General features: G+C 53.9%; 17 protein-coding genes. 10 read left to right on the top strand and 7 right to left on the bottom strand.

Going from position 1 to position 17,542, the window contains the following annotated elements:
- The 4 genes from L0H14_RS04200 to L0H14_RS04215 form a co-directional block, all read left to right on the top strand.
- Positions 1-531 (top strand): hypothetical protein (locus L0H14_RS04200; RefSeq protein WP_301417752.1); only part of this gene is annotated, 531 nt, incomplete at its 5' end.
- Positions 532-533: 2 nt separating this feature from the next.
- Positions 534-1,364, top strand: coding sequence for a DUF5819 family protein (locus L0H14_RS04205; RefSeq protein ID WP_301417754.1), 831 nt, complete (start codon positions 534-536; stop codon positions 1,362-1,364).
- The gene (locus L0H14_RS04210; RefSeq protein WP_301417756.1) at positions 1,357-2,412 is read left to right on the top strand and encodes an HTTM domain-containing protein; all 1,056 of its coding nucleotides are present in this window, start codon (positions 1,357-1,359) and stop codon (positions 2,410-2,412) included. The genes L0H14_RS04205 and L0H14_RS04210 overlap by 8 nt, the downstream gene beginning before the upstream one ends.
- Before the next feature lie 640 nt (positions 2,413-3,052).
- The gene (locus L0H14_RS04215; protein WP_301417760.1) at positions 3,053-3,571 is read left to right on the top strand and encodes a DUF421 domain-containing protein; all 519 of its coding nucleotides are present in this window, start codon (positions 3,053-3,055) and stop codon (positions 3,569-3,571) included.
- Positions 3,572-3,708: 137 nt separating this feature from the next.
- Here the strand turns inward: L0H14_RS04215 and L0H14_RS04220 are convergent, their stop codons facing one another.
- The 3 genes from L0H14_RS04220 to L0H14_RS04230 form a co-directional block, all read right to left on the bottom strand.
- A complete protein-coding gene (locus L0H14_RS04220; protein WP_301417762.1) occupies positions 3,709-4,227 on the bottom strand; it encodes a nucleotidyl transferase AbiEii/AbiGii toxin family protein in 519 nt (172 codons plus the stop codon).
- Between the two features lie 282 nt (positions 4,228-4,509).
- A complete protein-coding gene (locus tag L0H14_RS04225) occupies positions 4,510-5,055 on the bottom strand; it encodes a type IV toxin-antitoxin system AbiEi family antitoxin domain-containing protein (RefSeq protein ID WP_301417764.1) in 546 nt (181 codons plus the stop codon).
- Positions 5,056-5,231: 176 nt separating this feature from the next.
- A complete protein-coding gene (locus tag L0H14_RS04230; protein WP_301417766.1) occupies positions 5,232-5,594 on the bottom strand; it encodes a hypothetical protein in 363 nt (120 codons plus the stop codon).
- A 48-nt stretch (positions 5,595-5,642) separates the two neighbouring features.
- Here L0H14_RS04230 and L0H14_RS04235 point away from each other — a divergent pair, with 48 nt between their 5' ends.
- A complete protein-coding gene (locus tag L0H14_RS04235) occupies positions 5,643-5,918 on the top strand; it encodes a hypothetical protein (RefSeq protein ID WP_301417768.1) in 276 nt (91 codons plus the stop codon).
- 484 nt (positions 5,919-6,402) lie between these two features.
- On the opposite strand, the gene L0H14_RS04240 is transcribed toward L0H14_RS04235, so the two are convergent.
- The 3 genes from L0H14_RS04240 to L0H14_RS04250 form a co-directional block, all read right to left on the bottom strand.
- Positions 6,403-7,581 carry an IS1249 family transposase gene (locus L0H14_RS04240; RefSeq protein ID WP_336621719.1) on the bottom strand — a complete coding sequence of 393 codons (1,179 nt, stop codon included), beginning with the start codon at positions 7,579-7,581 and terminating at the stop codon, positions 6,403-6,405.
- Positions 7,582-7,850: 269 nt separating this feature from the next.
- Positions 7,851-8,612, bottom strand: coding sequence for an RES domain-containing protein (locus L0H14_RS04245; RefSeq protein WP_301417772.1), 762 nt, complete (start codon positions 8,610-8,612; stop codon positions 7,851-7,853).
- Complete coding sequence (locus L0H14_RS04250; RefSeq protein ID WP_301417774.1) at positions 8,612-9,238, bottom strand: hypothetical protein; 627 nt, start codon at positions 9,236-9,238, stop codon at positions 8,612-8,614. The genes L0H14_RS04245 and L0H14_RS04250 overlap by 1 nt, the downstream gene beginning before the upstream one ends.
- Positions 9,239-9,551: 313 nt before the next feature.
- On the opposite strand from L0H14_RS04250, the gene L0H14_RS04255 reads away from it, so the two are divergent.
- The 5 genes from L0H14_RS04255 (at position 9,552) to L0H14_RS04275 (ending at position 16,116) form a co-directional block, all read left to right on the top strand.
- Positions 9,552-9,767, top strand: a complete 216-nt coding sequence (locus tag L0H14_RS04255; protein WP_301417776.1) for a hypothetical protein — start codon at positions 9,552-9,554, stop codon at positions 9,765-9,767.
- A gap of 342 nt (positions 9,768-10,109) precedes the next feature.
- On the top strand, positions 10,110-10,892 hold the full coding sequence (locus L0H14_RS04260; RefSeq protein ID WP_301417778.1) for a TIGR04255 family protein: 783 nt from the start codon (positions 10,110-10,112) through the stop codon (positions 10,890-10,892).
- A gap of 281 nt (positions 10,893-11,173) precedes the next feature.
- Positions 11,174-11,530 (top strand): hypothetical protein, encoded by a 357-nt coding sequence (locus tag L0H14_RS04265; RefSeq protein WP_301421419.1) that lies wholly within the window; start codon positions 11,174-11,176, stop codon positions 11,528-11,530.
- A 6-nt stretch (positions 11,531-11,536) separates the two neighbouring features.
- Positions 11,537-12,220 carry a hypothetical protein gene (locus tag L0H14_RS04270; RefSeq protein ID WP_301417782.1) on the top strand — a complete coding sequence of 228 codons (684 nt, stop codon included), beginning with the start codon at positions 11,537-11,539 and terminating at the stop codon, positions 12,218-12,220.
- A 146-nt stretch (positions 12,221-12,366) separates the two neighbouring features.
- Complete coding sequence (locus tag L0H14_RS04275; protein WP_301421420.1) at positions 12,367-16,116, top strand: P-loop NTPase fold protein; 3,750 nt, start codon at positions 12,367-12,369, stop codon at positions 16,114-16,116.
- A 258-nt stretch (positions 16,117-16,374) separates the two neighbouring features.
- On the opposite strand, the gene L0H14_RS04280 is transcribed toward L0H14_RS04275, so the two are convergent.
- Positions 16,375-17,349 carry an NAD-dependent epimerase/dehydratase family protein gene (locus L0H14_RS04280; protein ID WP_301417786.1) on the bottom strand — a complete coding sequence of 325 codons (975 nt, stop codon included), beginning with the start codon at positions 17,347-17,349 and terminating at the stop codon, positions 16,375-16,377.
- Positions 17,350-17,542: the final 193 nt, after the last annotated feature.

Genomic DNA, 17,542 nt, shown 5'->3' on the forward strand with positions numbered 1-17,542 from the left:
AGCGAATCCGGTGCTGAGGACGGCACCGAAGCTGGTGCTGAAGATGGCACCGAAGATGGTACTGAAGACGGCTCCGAAGATGGTACTCCATCAGTTTCAGTTGAGCCGGATTCTGTGAATCCTGGTGACGAGGTCGATATTGTTGGCGAGGGCTTCGATCCTGATACCACGGTGTCGGTTGTAGTTACTGACGACGATGGAAACGTCATCGGCTCCATCGAATCTGTACCGGTCGACGAGAACGGTCAGCTCAATATCTCTTGGACTGTGCGGGAAGACGTTGGTCCGGGAACGTTGACTGTGGTCGTCACAGATGACAATGATCCAGATGCTTCTGCTGAGGCAGCGTTGACTGTTGTTCCAACAGATCCTGATCAGACCGGAGCTGCAACGGATGGTTCCGATGAGGATGGTCTGGCTTCGACAGGTGCAAGCGGCACTACACTGCTGGCAGCTGGCGCGGGTCTTGCCATGCTGCTCGGACTGTGGGCTCTGATCGCCGGTAATCGACGCCGAGGTGATCAGGTCTAAATTTGGAAACCAGTCCAAAACGACCGCATCATGCCGGCGGCGTTGTTCCTACTCAGGAGCAGCGTCGTCGGCTGCGTGCTCTCCACCCCGTAGCTAAATTTCTCGCACTGCCGGTCATCGCGTTGGTTGTCGTCCACACGTTACTGATTGCGATGTGGGTGGCCCCTATGACACCAGCCCGCGAGCAATTTGGAAATGACAACCTCCAAACGTACGTAATGCCTTGGTTCGAACAAGATTGGTCAATTTTCGCTCCGAACCCACGTCGAACTGCGGTCACCTTCGAAGTACGCGCAGTGTATACAGACTCAGAAGGCACGAATAACACCACTCCATGGGTGGATCTGGTGGCCTTGGAAGACGACATCGTGGCCGGCAACCTGGCGGGCCCCCGTACTGCTAAACTCACGCGGCGACTAGCAGACCGTATGCACTCCGCTCGATCTAATATGAACGACGAACAATTGGACTGGCTTGCCGCCAATTACTTCCTCACACCAATCGAACAGTTACGTTCGCGTCTGCTCGATGTCGAGGGTGGGACTGGAACACATCATGTTGACAGGTATTTGCAAGCTGACGTCGCAGCAACATATATTGCCACCGCGGTAGCCGAGCTTCATGATCCCGTGAGCATAGAGAGAGTCCAATACCAGACATCCTCCCGCCAACTTCCGACGTGGGAAAACCGTCATGACGATGACCTTGACGATCGGAGTCGCTCCTATCGCACGTACGGCTGGCGCGCACCCGCAGACCTGTCCGAACAGGAACTCGAATACTTTGGCGCATATTTAAACCGGTTAGACGATGTGGAGCAATCACATGACTAAAACCAAAAAGCCGGTCCCTCAATTCTTAGACGACTGGGTAGTTAGCGGACAAGCCTTGCTACTTCTGCAAAAACATGCTCTTTACGGGCTAGCAGCCACAAGAATACTTGCCGGTTTCGCTGTCCTTGGCCTCTTAGTCAGCAATTTTCCTTTTCGGCACGTCCTCTGGGGTGTGGCGTCGTCTTGGGCAGCACCATTTCGAGAAGAGTCGCGCTTCGATCCACTTGTGCGGATATTCAGTGATTCGAACCCAGGGCTTTTTACCTTTCAATACCTACTGTTAATGGCTGTTGCCGTCGCTGTCACTGTGGGATGGCGAACCCGACTCACAACAGCGTTGCTAGCAGTAGGGCTACCTGCGTTGGTAGAACGTACAAATCTCTTAGGGGACCAGGGTGACAATATCATTCGTATTGGTCTGATATTGATGGTATTTATGACGACTAATGCACATTGGTCTCTCGACTCCCGGCGTCGTGCACGTGGGCTCGAACGTGAAGTTCAGACGGTGGGAAAGCGTCTTTGGTTCGGTCTGCCAGTCCTGCCCTCATGGTTAACCAGTCTGCTTCATAACGCAGCCTTAATCGCCCTGGCCTGTCAGCTCTTCATCCTCTATACAGCTTCCGCGCTCTTCAAGGTGCAGGGCGATTTATGGCAGGAGGGCACCGCCTTGTATTACCCACTTGCATTGCACGAATACGCAGTTTTCCCTGGACTCAACGAACTTATGTATGCCAACGCTACATTTTTGACGTTGGCTACCTATTTTTCGGTGTACATTCAGCTTTTCTTTGCAGTAGGACTCATACACCCGTTTACTCGACGCATTGCTCTTATTGGCATGATTCTCATGCACGGTGGAATCGCGGTGTTGATGGGTCTGCCGTGGTTCTCAATTGCGATGCTCGCGTTTGATGCCATATTTGTTTCGAGTAGAACTTGGCGTTGGTTAGAAGCGAACATTAGGGCTTTTCGGGTCCAGGTCCGACAACGGCTGGCTTCAGGAGAAAAATCAGAAGGACGTCGCGAATCAATGACTGGGCCTTAGGGAGCTGTGCTTGGGGTGTGTTCAATAGCGGGGGTTACCCCGCGTTTGTTCGGCCAGGGCGTTCTTGGTTGAAGTCTGCAGAGGGAGGGCAACACAGGCTGTAGTACTCTCGAAATCATCGGGGCCGAGTAGAACAGACACCGCTGATCGACGTCCACCATCGGTGCCGAACCGGCGGATCCGGGCAACGCGACACCGCAGGATCCGATCACCAATCAGTCGATCGTCACCAACCGCGCTAGACGCCAACGCCGTCATCAACATGGAGAAGTCTGCTGAACACACTGGGGAAGTCGAAGCCGGCGATACTGTCACCTACAACTTCACCGGAACCGACAAGGGTAACGTGATACGTAGACGATCTCGTGGTGGCGAGAATTTAGAACTCGCAACTGAAGCGTAGTCGCGTGTGGAGCGCAAGTACGCATCCGACCGTGGGATAGAAATCGTCCTCGTTGGTTCAGACTCTATCGAGACCGTAAAACAGACTCATGCCAACTATTTCCCTGGGAACTCGCAACGACTGATGTACGACGCCCTAAATCTCTATTCCTCCTAGAGCTAGCTCTGCATTTCAACGGGCATGGTTGCTCGGGAACGGCTGGCTCATAGTGGATACCCTCATGTTAGGTTTGTGGCCATGTGGTTCGAATCTTGGTCAGAAATCTTCCGTGTCGTAGCGGTTGGCGCCGCTGCCTACGTGACGCTCGTTATCGTGTTACGGGTCAGCGGTAAACGTTCGTTGGCGAAGCTCAACGCCTTCGATCTCGTTGTCACTGTTGCTCTCGGCTCGACGCTGGCCACGGTCATCCTCGACGCTAACGTCTCGTGGTTAGAGGGCGCGGTAGCATTCGCGACGCTCACTGTTCTTCAGTTTGTGATCACGTGGGTAACCACCCGGGCTCCGCGTGCGCGGGCGGCTGTTTCGGCCAGCCCGACGCTGTTGTTGCGTGACGGTGCTCCGTTTGAGGAGGCGATGCGCCGTCAACGCGTGACGATCGGAGAGCTGCGGCAAGCGGCACGCGGTGCGGGCAACGGCGACCTTGCCGACGTCGGGGCCGTTGTCCTGGAGAGCGACGGCTCACTCAGTGTCGTTGCCGCGCAGAACATGGGGGATGCCACTGCGTTGGAGGACGTGGAGATGAACAACCCTGCATAGCCTCACGACAGGCGCATCGTGGTTGAAACAAGGTCCAAAACATCCGCGTATTCCTATAACTGGCCGGGCGCGACCGGACCTTGGGTCCCAGACCGTTTGAAGACCAACTGACCCGCACTCCTGCGCGCGAGCGGAGGCTAGAGTATCCTGTCTTCATCATTCAGGAGTTGATCTAGTCGGGTTTTGAGCCAAGCTTCGGCGTCTTCGAGCTGGGGTAGTACATCGGAATGATGGTCGTTCACGAAGACTTCATCAACTGCCTGCTGATACCGCGCACTATCTGGCTCCATAGAACGAAGTGGTAGCGGTGGCCAGTCGTGGGCTTGTCGATAGCGGAATGTTGACTGGCATGCTTCTAGCAAGGTCTGCGCATCTACTTCGTCAGTCCAAAGTTTTTGGAGATCTACCAGATCATGCGCACGGTCGGAGTCCGGGTGGGTGAGGGCGTGGATTTTTTGGGCTATCTGCCATTCAACTGATAAGAATCTGACCGGTGTTATTGTCCCGAATCCAAAGCTTTCAAATTCTCGCTTGAGCTCAGCATCTATCGCAGATTGGTTCCCTGTGTTCTGGATGTTTTCCGGAGGCGCAAGTTCGAGATCAATTGCACTCCACTGCTTGTCGAGAAAACTGAGTGTAACTCGTAAGGGTTGCATGAGGGCCCCGTCCGCACCCTTGCTTGCAGCGATGTTCTATCTCTTCGATTGTTTGAGCGTAGTCGCGTGTGTAAACAGCATCGAGATCTGAAGTCGCACGCGTACCAAGGTCGCCGAACTTCATTTTGATGGCTAAGCCGCCTTTGAGCTCTACTGAATCTGGCAGCATCTGGGCGGTAACGACTCCAATGAACGTCGTGCGGACCCGAGAAACCGGGAGGTTCAGCGAGTTTGCTAGATTCTCAATGGCCTGCTCGAGGTCGACTACTGTCTTGAGAGGTTTCATTCGGCCTCAATCGTTTGGTCTGGCAAAAGCTCTCGTCGCTCACCGGGTGTGAGAAGTTCTTGCCGGATTGCTTGCGCAATTGCTTCTTTCCAGCGGTGCTTCGGAATGCGGTTTTTTGTTTGTTGTAACGCTACCGCGAGCGTGACCGAGGGGACGCCGTGATATGTCGTTGTCTTGGCATCGTCCAGTTTGGTACGCCGCGTAATTTTCAACCAAGGGGGGAGGGTGCGGCGGACCTGACGTCGAGTCGCGACTTCGACCTTCGTTGGATTGGCGTGCCCCAAATTTAGTAGGGCCAGAACTGATTCGCCTTCTATATATGCGTCGTCGCCAACCATGGCGATTGCCTCAGCTTCTGTGGACCCGGTAGTCCTTGGGAAGTCAATGAAACGATAGGCCCCATGCCCGATTTTCCGAAGTGTTCCACGTTGGGCTAGCCTCCGTACTGCCACAGCAGGGATGTCTATTTCATCAGCATCAGCTGTCGTGATGATGCCATGCTGATAGCCGGCGACGCGACGAAGTTGGTTTTGATAGGCCATGAGTCCCCCTTGTGTGCAAAAGTGTACCGAAAAAGGTACGGTATTGCACATAAAAATACCTGTCCAGGGGGCAACCCCGTGGTCTCATAGGGCAGCGCCGTTGTCCTAGTTGTGACCCACTCGTGCCTGCGTAGTTTGTAGCAAGTCCAGTCCCATACGTTCAGTGCTGCGAGCGCTTACCGATTCCAGAGTACGAGTCTCTGAGTGACATCGGGCCATGCCACACGGAAGGTTTCGGTAGGGATCAGAGCTTTGGTCTTCAAAGCATCCGCCACGACAATCCCATTGGGCGATACTTCCAGAACCGTTAGAGCGTACGGTAATTCTGGCTCGACGAGTCTCCATTGTTCGGCTAATTCGCGGATGCCGTGATCGAGCAACCTCTCCTCACCGGTCACGAAATCACAGAGAGCGCCAACCGAGTGTCCTAGTACAGGGCGGGGCTGAACCTGAGTGAACTCAGGGTCCAAAGGTTCAAGGTAGCCGACGGTTTCACCGTCTGATCCTCGGGTGATAGGCACCCAATGTTCAGTGTCCATGTACGAATGTTAGCAGCACGGTCCAGGTGACCTGCGTTGCATGAGGGGGTGCGTAGTGCCTGGGGGCTGCTCTTGGCCAGTACTTCACGAGTTGCTCGTAACAGCAAGCGTGCGCCGTCGTCATCCGGCCCTGCCAGCGTTGATTTTTGGCAACGGCTCGTCACCATCCATGCGTCGGAGCGTCTGCGTGACGAACTGAGTCGAACCGACGAAGTGAGCGTCATGGAGTATCAAGTCCTGGATTGCTTGGCGGCCGTTGAAGGATCGCTGGGCATGTCGGTCATTGCTGCCCGGTGTGACATTGTGCTGGCGCGGTTTCGATAGCCGTATTCCTTACCCTCTTCGTCGTTAAACTCGTCTGTGCTGTTAACTCCGTGGTTCGTTCGAATGTTTACTACCATTTCTTCCGCTCTTCAAGGCCGACCGCGATCTGCTGCCGGTGTCCTTGTTCCTATTTCACAACCCTGGACACGATAAGAATCTCGGAGGAATTATGTTTAGGAATCCAATGGTTATCCACGGTCATTTTTGGCCAATCCGTTCGTCACTGTCGGCGCGCGTTGACGTTCACGTTTAAGACCTGTAGATTTATATCAACACGACAGGTCTGCTTCTCTAGATGAGACGCGGGCCTGTTCTTTATGTAGTTGCCTTTGTGCCGCAGACTCCAGACTATTGGATGCATGACGAACCTGGATAGTACATAGAGGGCGTAGGGCCCAGAATGTGTGTATAGGTTTGTTGTAGAGGTCGTTTTGAGGTCCAGCATGTCCCGGTTTGGTACAGGGGCATGCTGGACTTTTGGTTTCTAGGGTCGCTGTGCTCGTCCGGCCCAGCCTTGTTGGATGCCGTTGCCGTCTTCCCAGCTGAAGTTGGTGTCATAGATCGCTGGTGCGCCGGTATCGTTGGTGGTGGAAACGAACCTGCGTTTTGGGGTGTACTGCCAGTGATGTGGTGTGACAAGTTTCCATGGTTGCTCAGCGTTTTCCGTGCGCATGTAGAGCAACCAAGTAATGGCCACCGTGGCATGTGATTCAGACATGCCACGGTGGTTTCTCAACAGCTCTTTAATCGGCTGATTGTGGCCACCTTCTAACCGGCTGGTGGCTCGGGGCAAAGACTCTTGAAGGTTATTGCGTTCCGTGAGCCAGATGAACAGCTGGTCATGGGTGACCAGGCGTTTCAACGCGAAATACGCGGATCGGGTGCGTTGATGGGTGTACCAGGATTTCTGCCCGGCCTGTAATCGTTTGGGACGTTGGTCTGGCCGAGTATTTGCCAGGTAGCTTCGATGTTTCAGGAAATCTTGGTTTAGCTGATACCAGGCGTGAAATTCGGTCAACCATCGGGTCGCGGCTTTCAGGCTGTCCACGTCGGTCAATGAGGTGTAGAGGGCTCTCAGGGTCTTGTTGGCTTCCAGGACGGGTCGGCGGGTCAGGTACTTGGTGCCGGTGAGCTGGATATGGAAATAACAGCGTTGGATTTTGGTGTCGGGCCAGATGTTTTCAATGGCAGCTATCAGGCCGCGTTGGCCATCGACGACAGCGATGTCGGGGGCTGGGATTTTGCGCAGCAGGGCTTCCCAGGCCACGATTTTCTCTCGGTCGCAAAACTGCCAATCAATGACGTGGTCTTTGGTGATGGCGATCAGCACGCACATGCCTTGGTAATAGGTGCCATCAAGCATGATCCACCGATGGATTTCACCGGTGGATTCCGCTTGCGGTATGACCTTCCAACACCACGCAGTGGTGCGTTTGAATGTTGATCTAGACACGGGCAGATCACGTTGAGTTTTCTTCGACAGCAGCCACTGGAACCACATGGTGTATTGGGCTTTGGCGACAATATCTGCCCGGCTCTGGGTGGTCGAAGCGCCGCAGTGTTTACATCGCCACCGAGTCCTACCGGCACTGGTTTTACCGTTTTTGACAAGCTTCGTTTCACATATCCCACACCGCGGGGCATTGTCAAGTTTTTTCACCACACATGCTTTATCAGCAAGTGCTAACCCCTACTCACCAACGGGTATAACGTGAAGACTAAAACCCTGTACACACTTCCTGGGCCTTACCCCACATAGAGCTGTGCGAGAGGCTGCGGATTTTGTAGAACCACACACTCGTCTTCGGCTGCGTTTCCAGCGGTGTAGGTCAGCATCGTCGTCGACGATTGCAGAGTGAGCGACGCCGTCATCAACTTGGAGAAGTCCTGAGCGTAGCGACGAATTTCTCGCGACAACCCTAGGGCGTGATGCTAGCGTTCACGCATATGGGATGGAAGCGGCTGGATGAATGTCACGCCCAGGGACTCAGCCAGTGTGTCGAGTGTTAGACGGGCAGATCCCTCGAGTAGCGCGCCTGAAGCGTGCTGGTGCACTAGCAGCTTCCAGCTACCCCGATCATGCGGAACCCGGTCGGCGAATAGCACCATAGAGTTCACTCCATTGTGCCCAGCTAGCTCAGCTTGTCGAGAGTGCCATACAATACCAGCTGGTTGTTGGCCGCCGTCACCACGCATGGTATGGATTGCTTGAGCTACCCGCCGCGTGCATGGGTAATGCTCCGGATGGCTGCTGGCGATGTTGTCCCGAATCAAGCCAAGTTGCTGAAGTCGCTCATCGCGAAGGTCCACGACATGTAGATCTGCGGGCGGGGTGACATGGGCATGTAGACGGCCATGAAGCTGCATCTCAGGGACTACCCGGTCGTCTTGTTCATGGATGTAGTGAAATGTTGTCTCTAACAGTGCGGCTGCCAGGGACTCGGCGAGATAGAGCGTGGGAATGCGTTGGCCTGAATCCAGAGAAGTAAACGGCGCAAACCGTGTGTCTCCGTATCCTGGGTTGGGTGTGCTGAAACTATCGTGAACACTGTAGACCCGCACCCAGGGGTGGTCGGCTGGGAAGGTCACTGCGGGGAGTGCTCCGGCCTGGGCTAGCCTTGTAAGTTCTTCCACGGCAACGGTGCAGTGACTTGGTTTCGGGCATGCTAAATCCAGCGGTGGAAACTCAGACATTATGCAGCTGAATCCCGAATTCTTGACATCTCTGCGGCGTATCGATCAGCAGCTCGTTGCGCACGTTCAGGTTCGTGTTCCACAACCTCTGCTGGCACCTCTCCACTGAGAAGACCAGTCGAGGTGGCAAGCCAGGCCCAGATGGACCACTCGTCTAACCCCGAGGCAATCAACGGTCGAACCAGGGTAGTGACTTTAGCGTTCAGGTCACCATGGGTACTTAACTGCACTTTGGGGATGAGCGTTGACCCCTTGAGCTTGACGGTAAACAGGTCGCCGCGCTCGCGGGCTCGGGCCGCCCACGTGCGTACAGAGCTGACTTGCGATTCCCGAAGATGTGCCAGGGATTCGTACGTCTCGTAGCCACTGTCATTCATTAACCGCTGACGCAGAGCCGCTGTGCGTTGCACTTGGCGTTGGGTTGGGGTGGAGAGAAGTTCTGTGTCCTGGGAGAGGAGCGCTTGGTTGAGGTAGTCCTCTAATGCGGCGCGAGCCTGCAGCTTTGAATCATCCACAGCGCGGTATAATTCGATGGCGCGCTGTACGTCCTGGGCACTAAGCCCCACCACTTCGACGTGGTCGGCGCCGTCACGGATTTCGATGCGATCGGGTGTATTGGCGGTCATGGATATCTCCTTATGTACTACCTATACTGTAGCAAAGTAGCGCACAAGGGAGAATCGCCTCATGCGCTTCACTTCTGGTCCGGTTCCCACTGCAGTAGGTTGGCCAGCAGGTCGGTTTGCTCCCAGCGTCGTAGAATGCGTGATAAGTATGCGGGCTTGGGCAGGAGCGTCTTGGGCTAGAACTCTTAGCGACATAACCAGAGAATGATCACAGAATTTTGTCTCAAAAAGTAGACGAGCGCCCTCCCACAATAATCTTCGCAACAGTGTCCGATGAGCCGTCCGAACTGACACGACTCTAGCTGCGCAGACGTTGTCGTCTGACGGTGTTCCGCTTGAGGAAGCGATGCGCCGCCAGCGGGTGACGATCGGAGAGCTGCGGCAAGCGGTGCGTGGTGCGGGCGACGGCGACCTTGCTGACGTCGGGGCTATTGTCCTGGAGAGCGACGACTCACTCAGTGACGTTGCGGCGCAGAACATGGGCAATGCCACTGCATTGGAAGACGTGGAAATGACCGACGCTGCATAGCCTCGCCACAGGCGCCTTTCTGTTGAAGAAAGGTCCAGAACATTCGCCATCCTTGCCTATGCTGTGAACCTGAAGCTCGCGGGCCCTGACGATTATCAATCCCAGCAACTTGACTGTAAGCGACCGCGCCATTGTCGAGGCGTCGGCCACGCTGACCCTGGCCAGGAGCTCCGTGTGGAGCGTTTCCAATAGAGTGGGAACGTGCTACTTACGCGACTACAAAACAACCGGTGGGCAACCCGTTTCAGTGTTCTCTACACGTTATTTCGTCTAAAAGATATCTAACTCCTACGAGGCCGTAAAGGGTTACAGTTTGGGTTGTTGTTTTGGTATTGTGCAAGTATGACTCAAAGAGAAATTTACCCAAATGCGCCGATCTCTTTGGTGGTTGCAGAAATTCGACACCCGATGCTGAGTGATTTGACGAGCGCTGAACTCGGCGACTTGAAGTCGGCTTTTTCTCTGACCCTCCCTATCTTGCGTTGGGATGAACATGTCGATATAGACATTCCTACCGGGAGCAGGCGTGTATTTCGATTTCCGCGTTTCGCGTCTCGGGATTTGCATCACAGCGTCACCGTCCGGCCCGACGCGTTGATCGTCGAGTCCATGGTCTACACAGGTTGGGAAGACTTCCGACAGCACGTGGTCACAGCTATGCAGGCTCATGATGCGGTGAAACCTTTGGAAGGCATCGAGCGAATCGGCCTGCGCTATATTGATGAGATTCGCCTATCTGATGCCTACGATTCCATAGATTGGGCTGATTGGGTTGCTGACGATCTGATAGGGCCGAAAAGTATTGAAGGCGTACTCGATGCCCCCATAGAACAATCACAGGGCACAGCGATTGTTCAAGTCAGTCCGAGTATCTCGTATACAGTCCGCTACGGGGCCGCCCGCGGGCAAGCAGTGGTGTCGACGGATAACCTCGTCAGAGCAGACGAAATGCGTGGGGATTACTTCTTGCTTGACCTCGATGGTGCTTGGTTGCCACCCCAGCGTAGCGTGCCAGAATTTGATATTGATGCTGTAACCGAGACGCTTGATGAACTTCATCAACCGATCGGGGCACTCTTTGAATCCTTGATTACTGAAAGACTTCGAGATGAGGTTTTGCGATGATCGACGTACTGTCTTCTCAAAAAGAACCGGTTCCAACCGGTGGAATCGATACCCAACCGTCACTGGCCCCAAGGTACGAGACGCGGTCTAGTTACACTCGCGAATCGAGTGTTCTACGACGCCAGGTTAAAGACTTAACAGACGATTCTCAAGAGACCCATAGAAACGCGGTTCGAATTGAATTAGACCACCGGAGCCACCGGTGGGCTCGCCAGTCAACCCACGATTTACTGTCGGAATTGCGCAGCTGGGGGTTCGCATGGCGGGACGTAGCTCGAATTGTGGGCGTCTCTGTTCCTGCCCTCCAAAAATGGCGTAAAGGTGCGAGCCAGTCCAGCACGAATCGACTCAAATTAGCTCAGTTCGTCGCCCTCGTTGAGTATGTTGAGCACGAACTCCTTATTAATGACGTGGCATCGTGGTTAGAAATGCCGATACGCACGGGTGTTCATTTGACGGCTTTGGATTTGTTAGCTGAGAACCGGGAAGTTCTCGTCATTGAGCTTGCCAGTGAACAAGCGACGCCAGAGAAAGTGCTTGATGAGTTTGAACCAGAGTGGCGTGAGAAACTCGTGGATAATGCGTTCGAAGTCTTTACTGCCTCGGATGGAAGTAAAGCCATCCGACCGAGAGACTGAGACTGAATGGCCTATCAGCTCGAGACGCCAAAACCGCTGTCGTCGATATATCTTGCTCGTGGAGTCGACGAGGTGGACGAATATCGCCCTTGGTTTACCGGCGACGTGTTCCAAGTGAAAAACTCGTCGGACATGATGATCATGCTTCAACATCCCTGCTCGCTGAGAATTGACGGCAGTGTGCTGGAGGAGCGACTGCTGATGGCACAGATCACCATAGGGAAAAACCACCGGTCGGATTGGAACAAGCATGCCTTCGCTGAGATGCCACTTCCAGAACTCATAGAGGGTGACGACACGAAATATGTGGTTTCCTTTCGGCATCTCGAGCTCGTGGAATCAGAAACCTTCGGTGACGGATCTTCACGTATCGCAACGCTAAGTTCGCATGGTATCAACCTATTGTTGCAGCGGTGGATTTTCCAGAACAGCCGCGTCATCGTGCCTACGATGACCTATGAAGAGCAAATATCCGGTCCCTATAACGAGGCAGACCTCGAAGCAGAATGGCTCAGCGAACTTGACGGTACCCAGCAGGGTACTTCGACGACCTTCCACCAATGGATACGGGAGTCACCTGACGGTTCCGATATTCGACGGCAAGCGATGCTGGAAGATCCGCAGCAGAGAGCTTTTGTTCGGCGTGAAATGATTCAGGAAATCGATCGACTGATCGACTCCTCTGGCTAGGAGTTCAGAAGGCCGGTCGAGAGAACCTTCATATCAACAAACGTTTTATGAAGTTATTGACACGTCAGAAGTGGATATGCAGAAGCGTTGTACGGGTCTTCATGATGTGAACAAAAGACATACATGTCTGCGGCGAAGGAAGAAGGGTGGACGCTGTGCAGTATGAAGACGAAACCTCCGCGACGAAGGGAACGTCGGCAGTGAAGTTAACATCGCTAGCTCCTACCTTCGACGAGGAACAGCATCAAACTTATCTGAGTCGTCTTGAGGAGCAAATCGAGGAGCCTGACAACCTCAATATTGCACTCACCGGACGCTACGGCGCCGGGAAATCTAGTGTACTGAACAAATTTGCGGAGACTCGTTCGCAGCCGCCTTTGCGGTTAGCCATTTCTACTCTCGGCCCGAACGGTGACGGTTCGACGCTGACCAACCGTATCCAAAAGGAACTTGTTAAACAGATCGTCTACAGCGCAGCGCCCGAGACGTTGCGTCATTCGCAGTTCCGTCGTCGCACGCCATTTCTGTTGCCGCGAGTTATTGGTGAGGCGGTCGTCGTAGTAGGTTTGACCGTCGCGTTTCTGGCGTTGCTAGGCTGGCTTCCCACAGTAGTGGGTACTGGTCCGGATAGTCACTGGTTTTTGGGAGTCCTCGCCTGGCTTGGCCTCGCTGTTGTTGCAATCGCAACTTACGTGTTGTTGCGTTGGGTGACTCACGAACGCTTTGTGGTCTCGGGTGTTTCCGCAGGTGGCGCTACTCTGAAACTCTCCAAACGTGCTCACACTTACTTCGATGAGTACCTGGACGACATCGTCAACTATTTCGATACTGAGAATATCGATATCGTCATATTCGAAGATCTGGATCGTTTCAACGACCCGCAAATTTTCGAAGCTCTGCGTGAGCTCAACACTTTGCTTAATAACACTCAGAAGCGCACGGAGAGGGAAACGCCGCTGCGGTTTATATATGCGGTTCGAGATAGTCTTTTCGAGAAACTTGGAAATGATGCCGAAACTGAAGGAGATGACGCCGTAACCGCTGAGACCGAGCGCGCGAACCGTACTAAGTTCTTCGATCTCGTGATTCCAATGGTGCCGTTTATCTCACACCGTAATGCGCGCGAACTCCTCACTGATCTCCTGAAAGACGCAGGAATCGCAAGCATCGATCGCCGGTTGGTTAACGTGGTAGCTCAGCACTCGACCGATATGCGGCTGCTACACAACATATCAAATGAGTATCTAGTATTTGCTGAGCGGCTTCTGGAATCTGAAAAGGTTGCACCCGGGCTCACGCCAAGCAACCTTTTTGCGCTAGTTGTGTATAAGAACTTTCATCTCAAAGACTTCGAAAATATCGCACGCCGTACTAGCGACCTCGACGACCTCTACGACTTTCGCCGAAAGTTGGTTCGTGAATCGATAGCGGCGAAGCAGCAGCATAAGCGTGATCTTGTCTCCGGTTGGACACAACCACCCCTGCGCTCTGCATTAGCGCAGAAGCTCGGCTCGCGGTTGCTTGCAGTATCAAACCTGGCTCGGAGGGCTGCCAGGCGTTCCAACATGACCCGACTGCGGTTTCGAGTCGAAGAACGCGATTTTTCAGAAGATGAGGTGGTCAGCTTCGAGTTTTGGCAGGTAGCTTCGCGGGCGAAAAACCTAACGATTACTGCATCCGGACCACCTGGTAATGGTAAATACGATTTGATTGTCTTGAATAAAGCAGACTTGGAGGCGGTAACAGAGCATGAAATGAAACCGGAGCAATGGGATGACATCGATGTCGAAGCCGTGAACAGAGAGCTTAGCGATGTTGAACGAGACATCACTTTCCTCCGACGGGCGGATTTCGTGGATCTCTCCAGGAGTTGTGTTTACAAGCTTGCATGGCCTTCGTTCATTCATGACATTACGGACGATACTGATGCCGAAAAATCTGCCACTCCCGTCAAGGCAACTGCAGTTGACCGTAGCTTCTCTGAGCTGGTCGACGAGACAATGAAATCAGAACTGTCGCGCCAGCTCGTCAGGCGAGGCTACATTGACCGCAATTTTGCGCTGTACGCGGCCCAATTCTACGGACACTTCACCGGTATTGATGTAGCCAATTTCATGGTCCAGAATGTCCAAACAAATACGATGGAAATTGACTACCCGTTTACGGGCCCTGATGCGGTGGCGAATTTGTTAGCTGAAGCAGATGACGACTTCACCGAGACTGTTGCTGCTTTCAATATCGATGTCCTCGACCATCTCCTTAACACCAAGGACAAGAGAGCAAGTAACATTGTCCACCATCTGGCGTCTGATTTTAATGCTGATGCTCGTACGTTCATGGCTGCCTACCTCACTTCAGGCGCCCACACTGAAGAACTTTCAGCTCAGCTCGCCGGAGACGCTTGGTCTGAGATTTTTAATCATCTCGTCACGGACGACGATGTCCCCGGAGACAAACGTCCGGCCCTTGTTAACGCTGCACTCAGCGCAGTTGACCCCGATCAAACTTACGAACTGACACAGTCAGTCAACGATTTTATCGCTGAGTATTACGGCGATATGGCAGTTTTTACCCGCCCTCAGAATCAGAATATCGTCGCGAACGTTGTCACCTTCTTGCAGCGTGCAGACATCCTTATTCCAGATATTGGTGCGCTGGATGAGCGAATGAGCGACCACATCGTGAGCAATAATCAATACCAAATCACGGCTACAAACCTGCATCATGCTCTTGGTCCCGAGGACACGGCTGTAAACACCATAGGCATCGGTCTAGACCGAGTGCGAGAGAGTCAGGATGTTTACGAGTACTGTGTCGCCCATCCAGAGGACTATCAAGCCGCTTTCGAGGAAGATGACGGAACTCCATATACCGTCTTCAGTTCCGATACTCTAATCGCGCTTGTGGACGATGCAGTCGAAACCTGGGACAAGGAACAGCTTGCTGATGTCATTCGTCGTTCAGCCCCCGAGAGCGAAGTGCACAACCTGACTAGTGTTCCCGTCTTAGTCTGGCCCATTCTTGCGGACGCTGGTCGTTTTCGAGTCTCTCTCGCCAACGTCGAGAGGTATCGTCAAGAAGTTGGCTCTATCGATGAACATTTAGCCAAAATGCTTGAAAACGAGGAGACTATCCGTACAGAGGAGATCGTAGACACAACGGACGATGCCGGGGAGAAAATTGATGCACAAGCAGCGGCCATCACGATCCTGAATGCACAAACGATCACAGAGCCAGCAATTCGTGTTGCCGTGGCTTCCAGTCTTAACCCTGAAGCACCACTTCAGGTACGTGATATTCATCCAGAAGCCAGCGAATTATTTGTGCAGCTTCTCCAGAATGAGCTCATCGCAGACGATGCGGAGTCGTTCAGCCACTTTCGTGAAGCTGGGTGGTCTGCCATCGGCCCTGCTGTCGCCGCGTCACAAAACATCACCAAATTCTTGACTCCGGATCTAATTCAGGGATTCGTGGCTGATGCACTCAACGGCGCTGAGACCCGGGACAAGATCGGCCACAAGATCGTCACAAATGTAGATGAATTTGTGCCCGATGATAACCCGACTGTGCTGACAGCGTTGGCCAAATATGTTGATTCTCGTGTGTTCTCTCTGACCCCTCAAACTGTTTTTCTAATTCCAAAAGTCCGCGACTCTACCCAGCGACCGGTTCTGCAGCTACTACAGGCAGCAGAACCAGAAGCGACCGCCGACCATATTTATGATGTATTCACTGCAATTGGCGTGCCATACAGTAATATCAATCAAGCTGGAAAGCAGTTCGAAGTTGAGAAGGACGAACTTCATACGGCTCTGCTAACTACGCTGCAAGATGGCAAAGTCTGCACATTCAGGAAAAAGCGTGCTAAGGAGCTGTACACCGTGAACGTTGAATAATGAGATGCTTGGTTTGCTAGTGCAACAGCGTGAGCTCAACGTTATTGCAGCCAGGCGTTTCTTCGATGTTTTTCATGTTTACACCTGCGTAGTTGGCGTTCCGGAAGTGGCCATGGTGGGTGTAAGGCCAGGCTTTTGAGACGATGCTGACACGGCTGCCGTCGGGAAGCGGTGTGAATAATCGCCTAGATGCTGATTGAGTTTCAGCACAGGGGCGTCCTCGTGGCTAACCGGGCCCGGCAAGCCGATGCACGACCATCACGAGAATTCCGAAGCCTCGTCCACGTTTCCTCGTGCGGAGCGACGCACCACAGTATTCCAGCCGGTTGGGTAGACCCCTACTGCTTGTGATGTCGCCGACGAGTCGATAACCCACGGCCCCTTGAACTGGTAGGCGATCGAAGATATTTCCCGGATCAATGGGCTGGCTATGCCCATAACTTTCATGAGTCCCAGCGGCAGTGAGGAAATCTTGGGGGAGGGCACTTGTAGGACCGCGGCGATTTGGTCGGCAAGCTCCCGCTGTGTGACCGGCGCATTGGTAGGAGCGAACCAGACGCGCCCATGTGTTTCAGGTGATGTGGCCACCGTAGCCAGCGTGGCTGCCGCATCGTCGATATACGTCCAAGAGTGAGGTTGATCGGTTCGACCCAAAACATATGCGCGGCGTCCGTGCGCGATGGCTGGGATATTGCGTGTGCCATGGCCCTTGGCGCCGATGTCGGGTCCTAGAAAATCTGACGCACGAACGACAACCGCACGCAGTGTGCCATCCTGATGCGCCTGCAGGGTTTCACAATCCATTCTTGCGCGGATCCGGCCTTTGTCATCCTGGGGATCTTCCGGTGACTCCGGGGTGATCGGCGATGCGTCCCGTTGTGGGCCGTACATGTACAGGTTCGAGAGCGTGACCAGGACCGCGCCGGTCACCTGCGCAGTGTGCATCAGTGCCGCGTGGATGGGTGGCCACTCAGTTGCCCAGCGCGCATAGGACGTTGGGTTCATGCAGTTATACATGACCTCAGCTCCGTCAACGGCTCGCACCAGCGCTTGGGCATCGGTGGCGTCGACCGCCACGCGCTCCACGCCGTGGATTGTGGGGCCAGAACCAGAGCGACTTATCAGCACCACCTGATGCTCTAGGTTTTTCAGATGGGTAGCTGTGGCTCGACCGGCTGGGCCAGCTCCGATCACCACGTGTTTTTGTGCGTTGTGGGGGATCTGATCAGTCATGATGACTCCTGGAGAAATCCGGGTGCGAGAGCAGTGATCTCGTCTTCAGTATGACACGTAGACAGGTAGAGCGGGGATACACGTCAGTAGCCCTTCGATTTCGGCGATCAACACGACGCCCACGATGCACCAACTGCGGCGTGTTTGAAGCCGGGTAACGTTTTCGTGCTCCTTGTGCAGGGTCTCAACTAGG

The sequence above is a fragment of the Yaniella sp. genome (assembly GCF_030453185.1).
Classification (GTDB): domain Bacteria; phylum Actinomycetota; class Actinomycetes; order Actinomycetales; family Micrococcaceae; genus Yaniella.

Excerpts from the sequence above, each read along its gene's own strand:
- L0H14_RS04210 (WP_301417756.1), top strand. The coding sequence starts at position 1,357 with ATGACTAAAACCAAAAAGCCGGTCCCTCAATTCTTAGACGACTGGGTA.
- L0H14_RS04215 (WP_301417760.1), top strand. The coding sequence starts at position 3,053 with ATGTGGTTCGAATCTTGGTCAGAAATCTTCCGTGTCGTAGCGGTTGGC.
- L0H14_RS04220 (WP_301417762.1), bottom strand. The coding sequence starts at position 4,227 with ATGCAACCCTTACGAGTTACACTCAGTTTTCTCGACAAGCAGTGGAGT.
- L0H14_RS04225 (WP_301417764.1), bottom strand. The coding sequence starts at position 5,055 with ATGGCCTATCAAAACCAACTTCGTCGCGTCGCCGGCTATCAGCATGGC.
- L0H14_RS04230 (WP_301417766.1), bottom strand. The coding sequence starts at position 5,594 with ATGGACACTGAACATTGGGTGCCTATCACCCGAGGATCAGACGGTGAA.
- L0H14_RS04245 (WP_301417772.1), bottom strand. The coding sequence starts at position 8,612 with ATGTCTGAGTTTCCACCGCTGGATTTAGCATGCCCGAAACCAAGTCAC.
- L0H14_RS04250 (WP_301417774.1), bottom strand. The coding sequence starts at position 9,238 with ATGACCGCCAATACACCCGATCGCATCGAAATCCGTGACGGCGCCGAC.
- L0H14_RS04260 (WP_301417778.1), top strand. The coding sequence starts at position 10,110 with ATGACTCAAAGAGAAATTTACCCAAATGCGCCGATCTCTTTGGTGGTT.
- L0H14_RS04270 (WP_301417782.1), top strand. The coding sequence starts at position 11,537 with ATGGCCTATCAGCTCGAGACGCCAAAACCGCTGTCGTCGATATATCTT.
- L0H14_RS04280 (WP_301417786.1), bottom strand. The coding sequence starts at position 17,349 with ATGACTGATCAGATCCCCCACAACGCACAAAAACACGTGGTGATCGGA.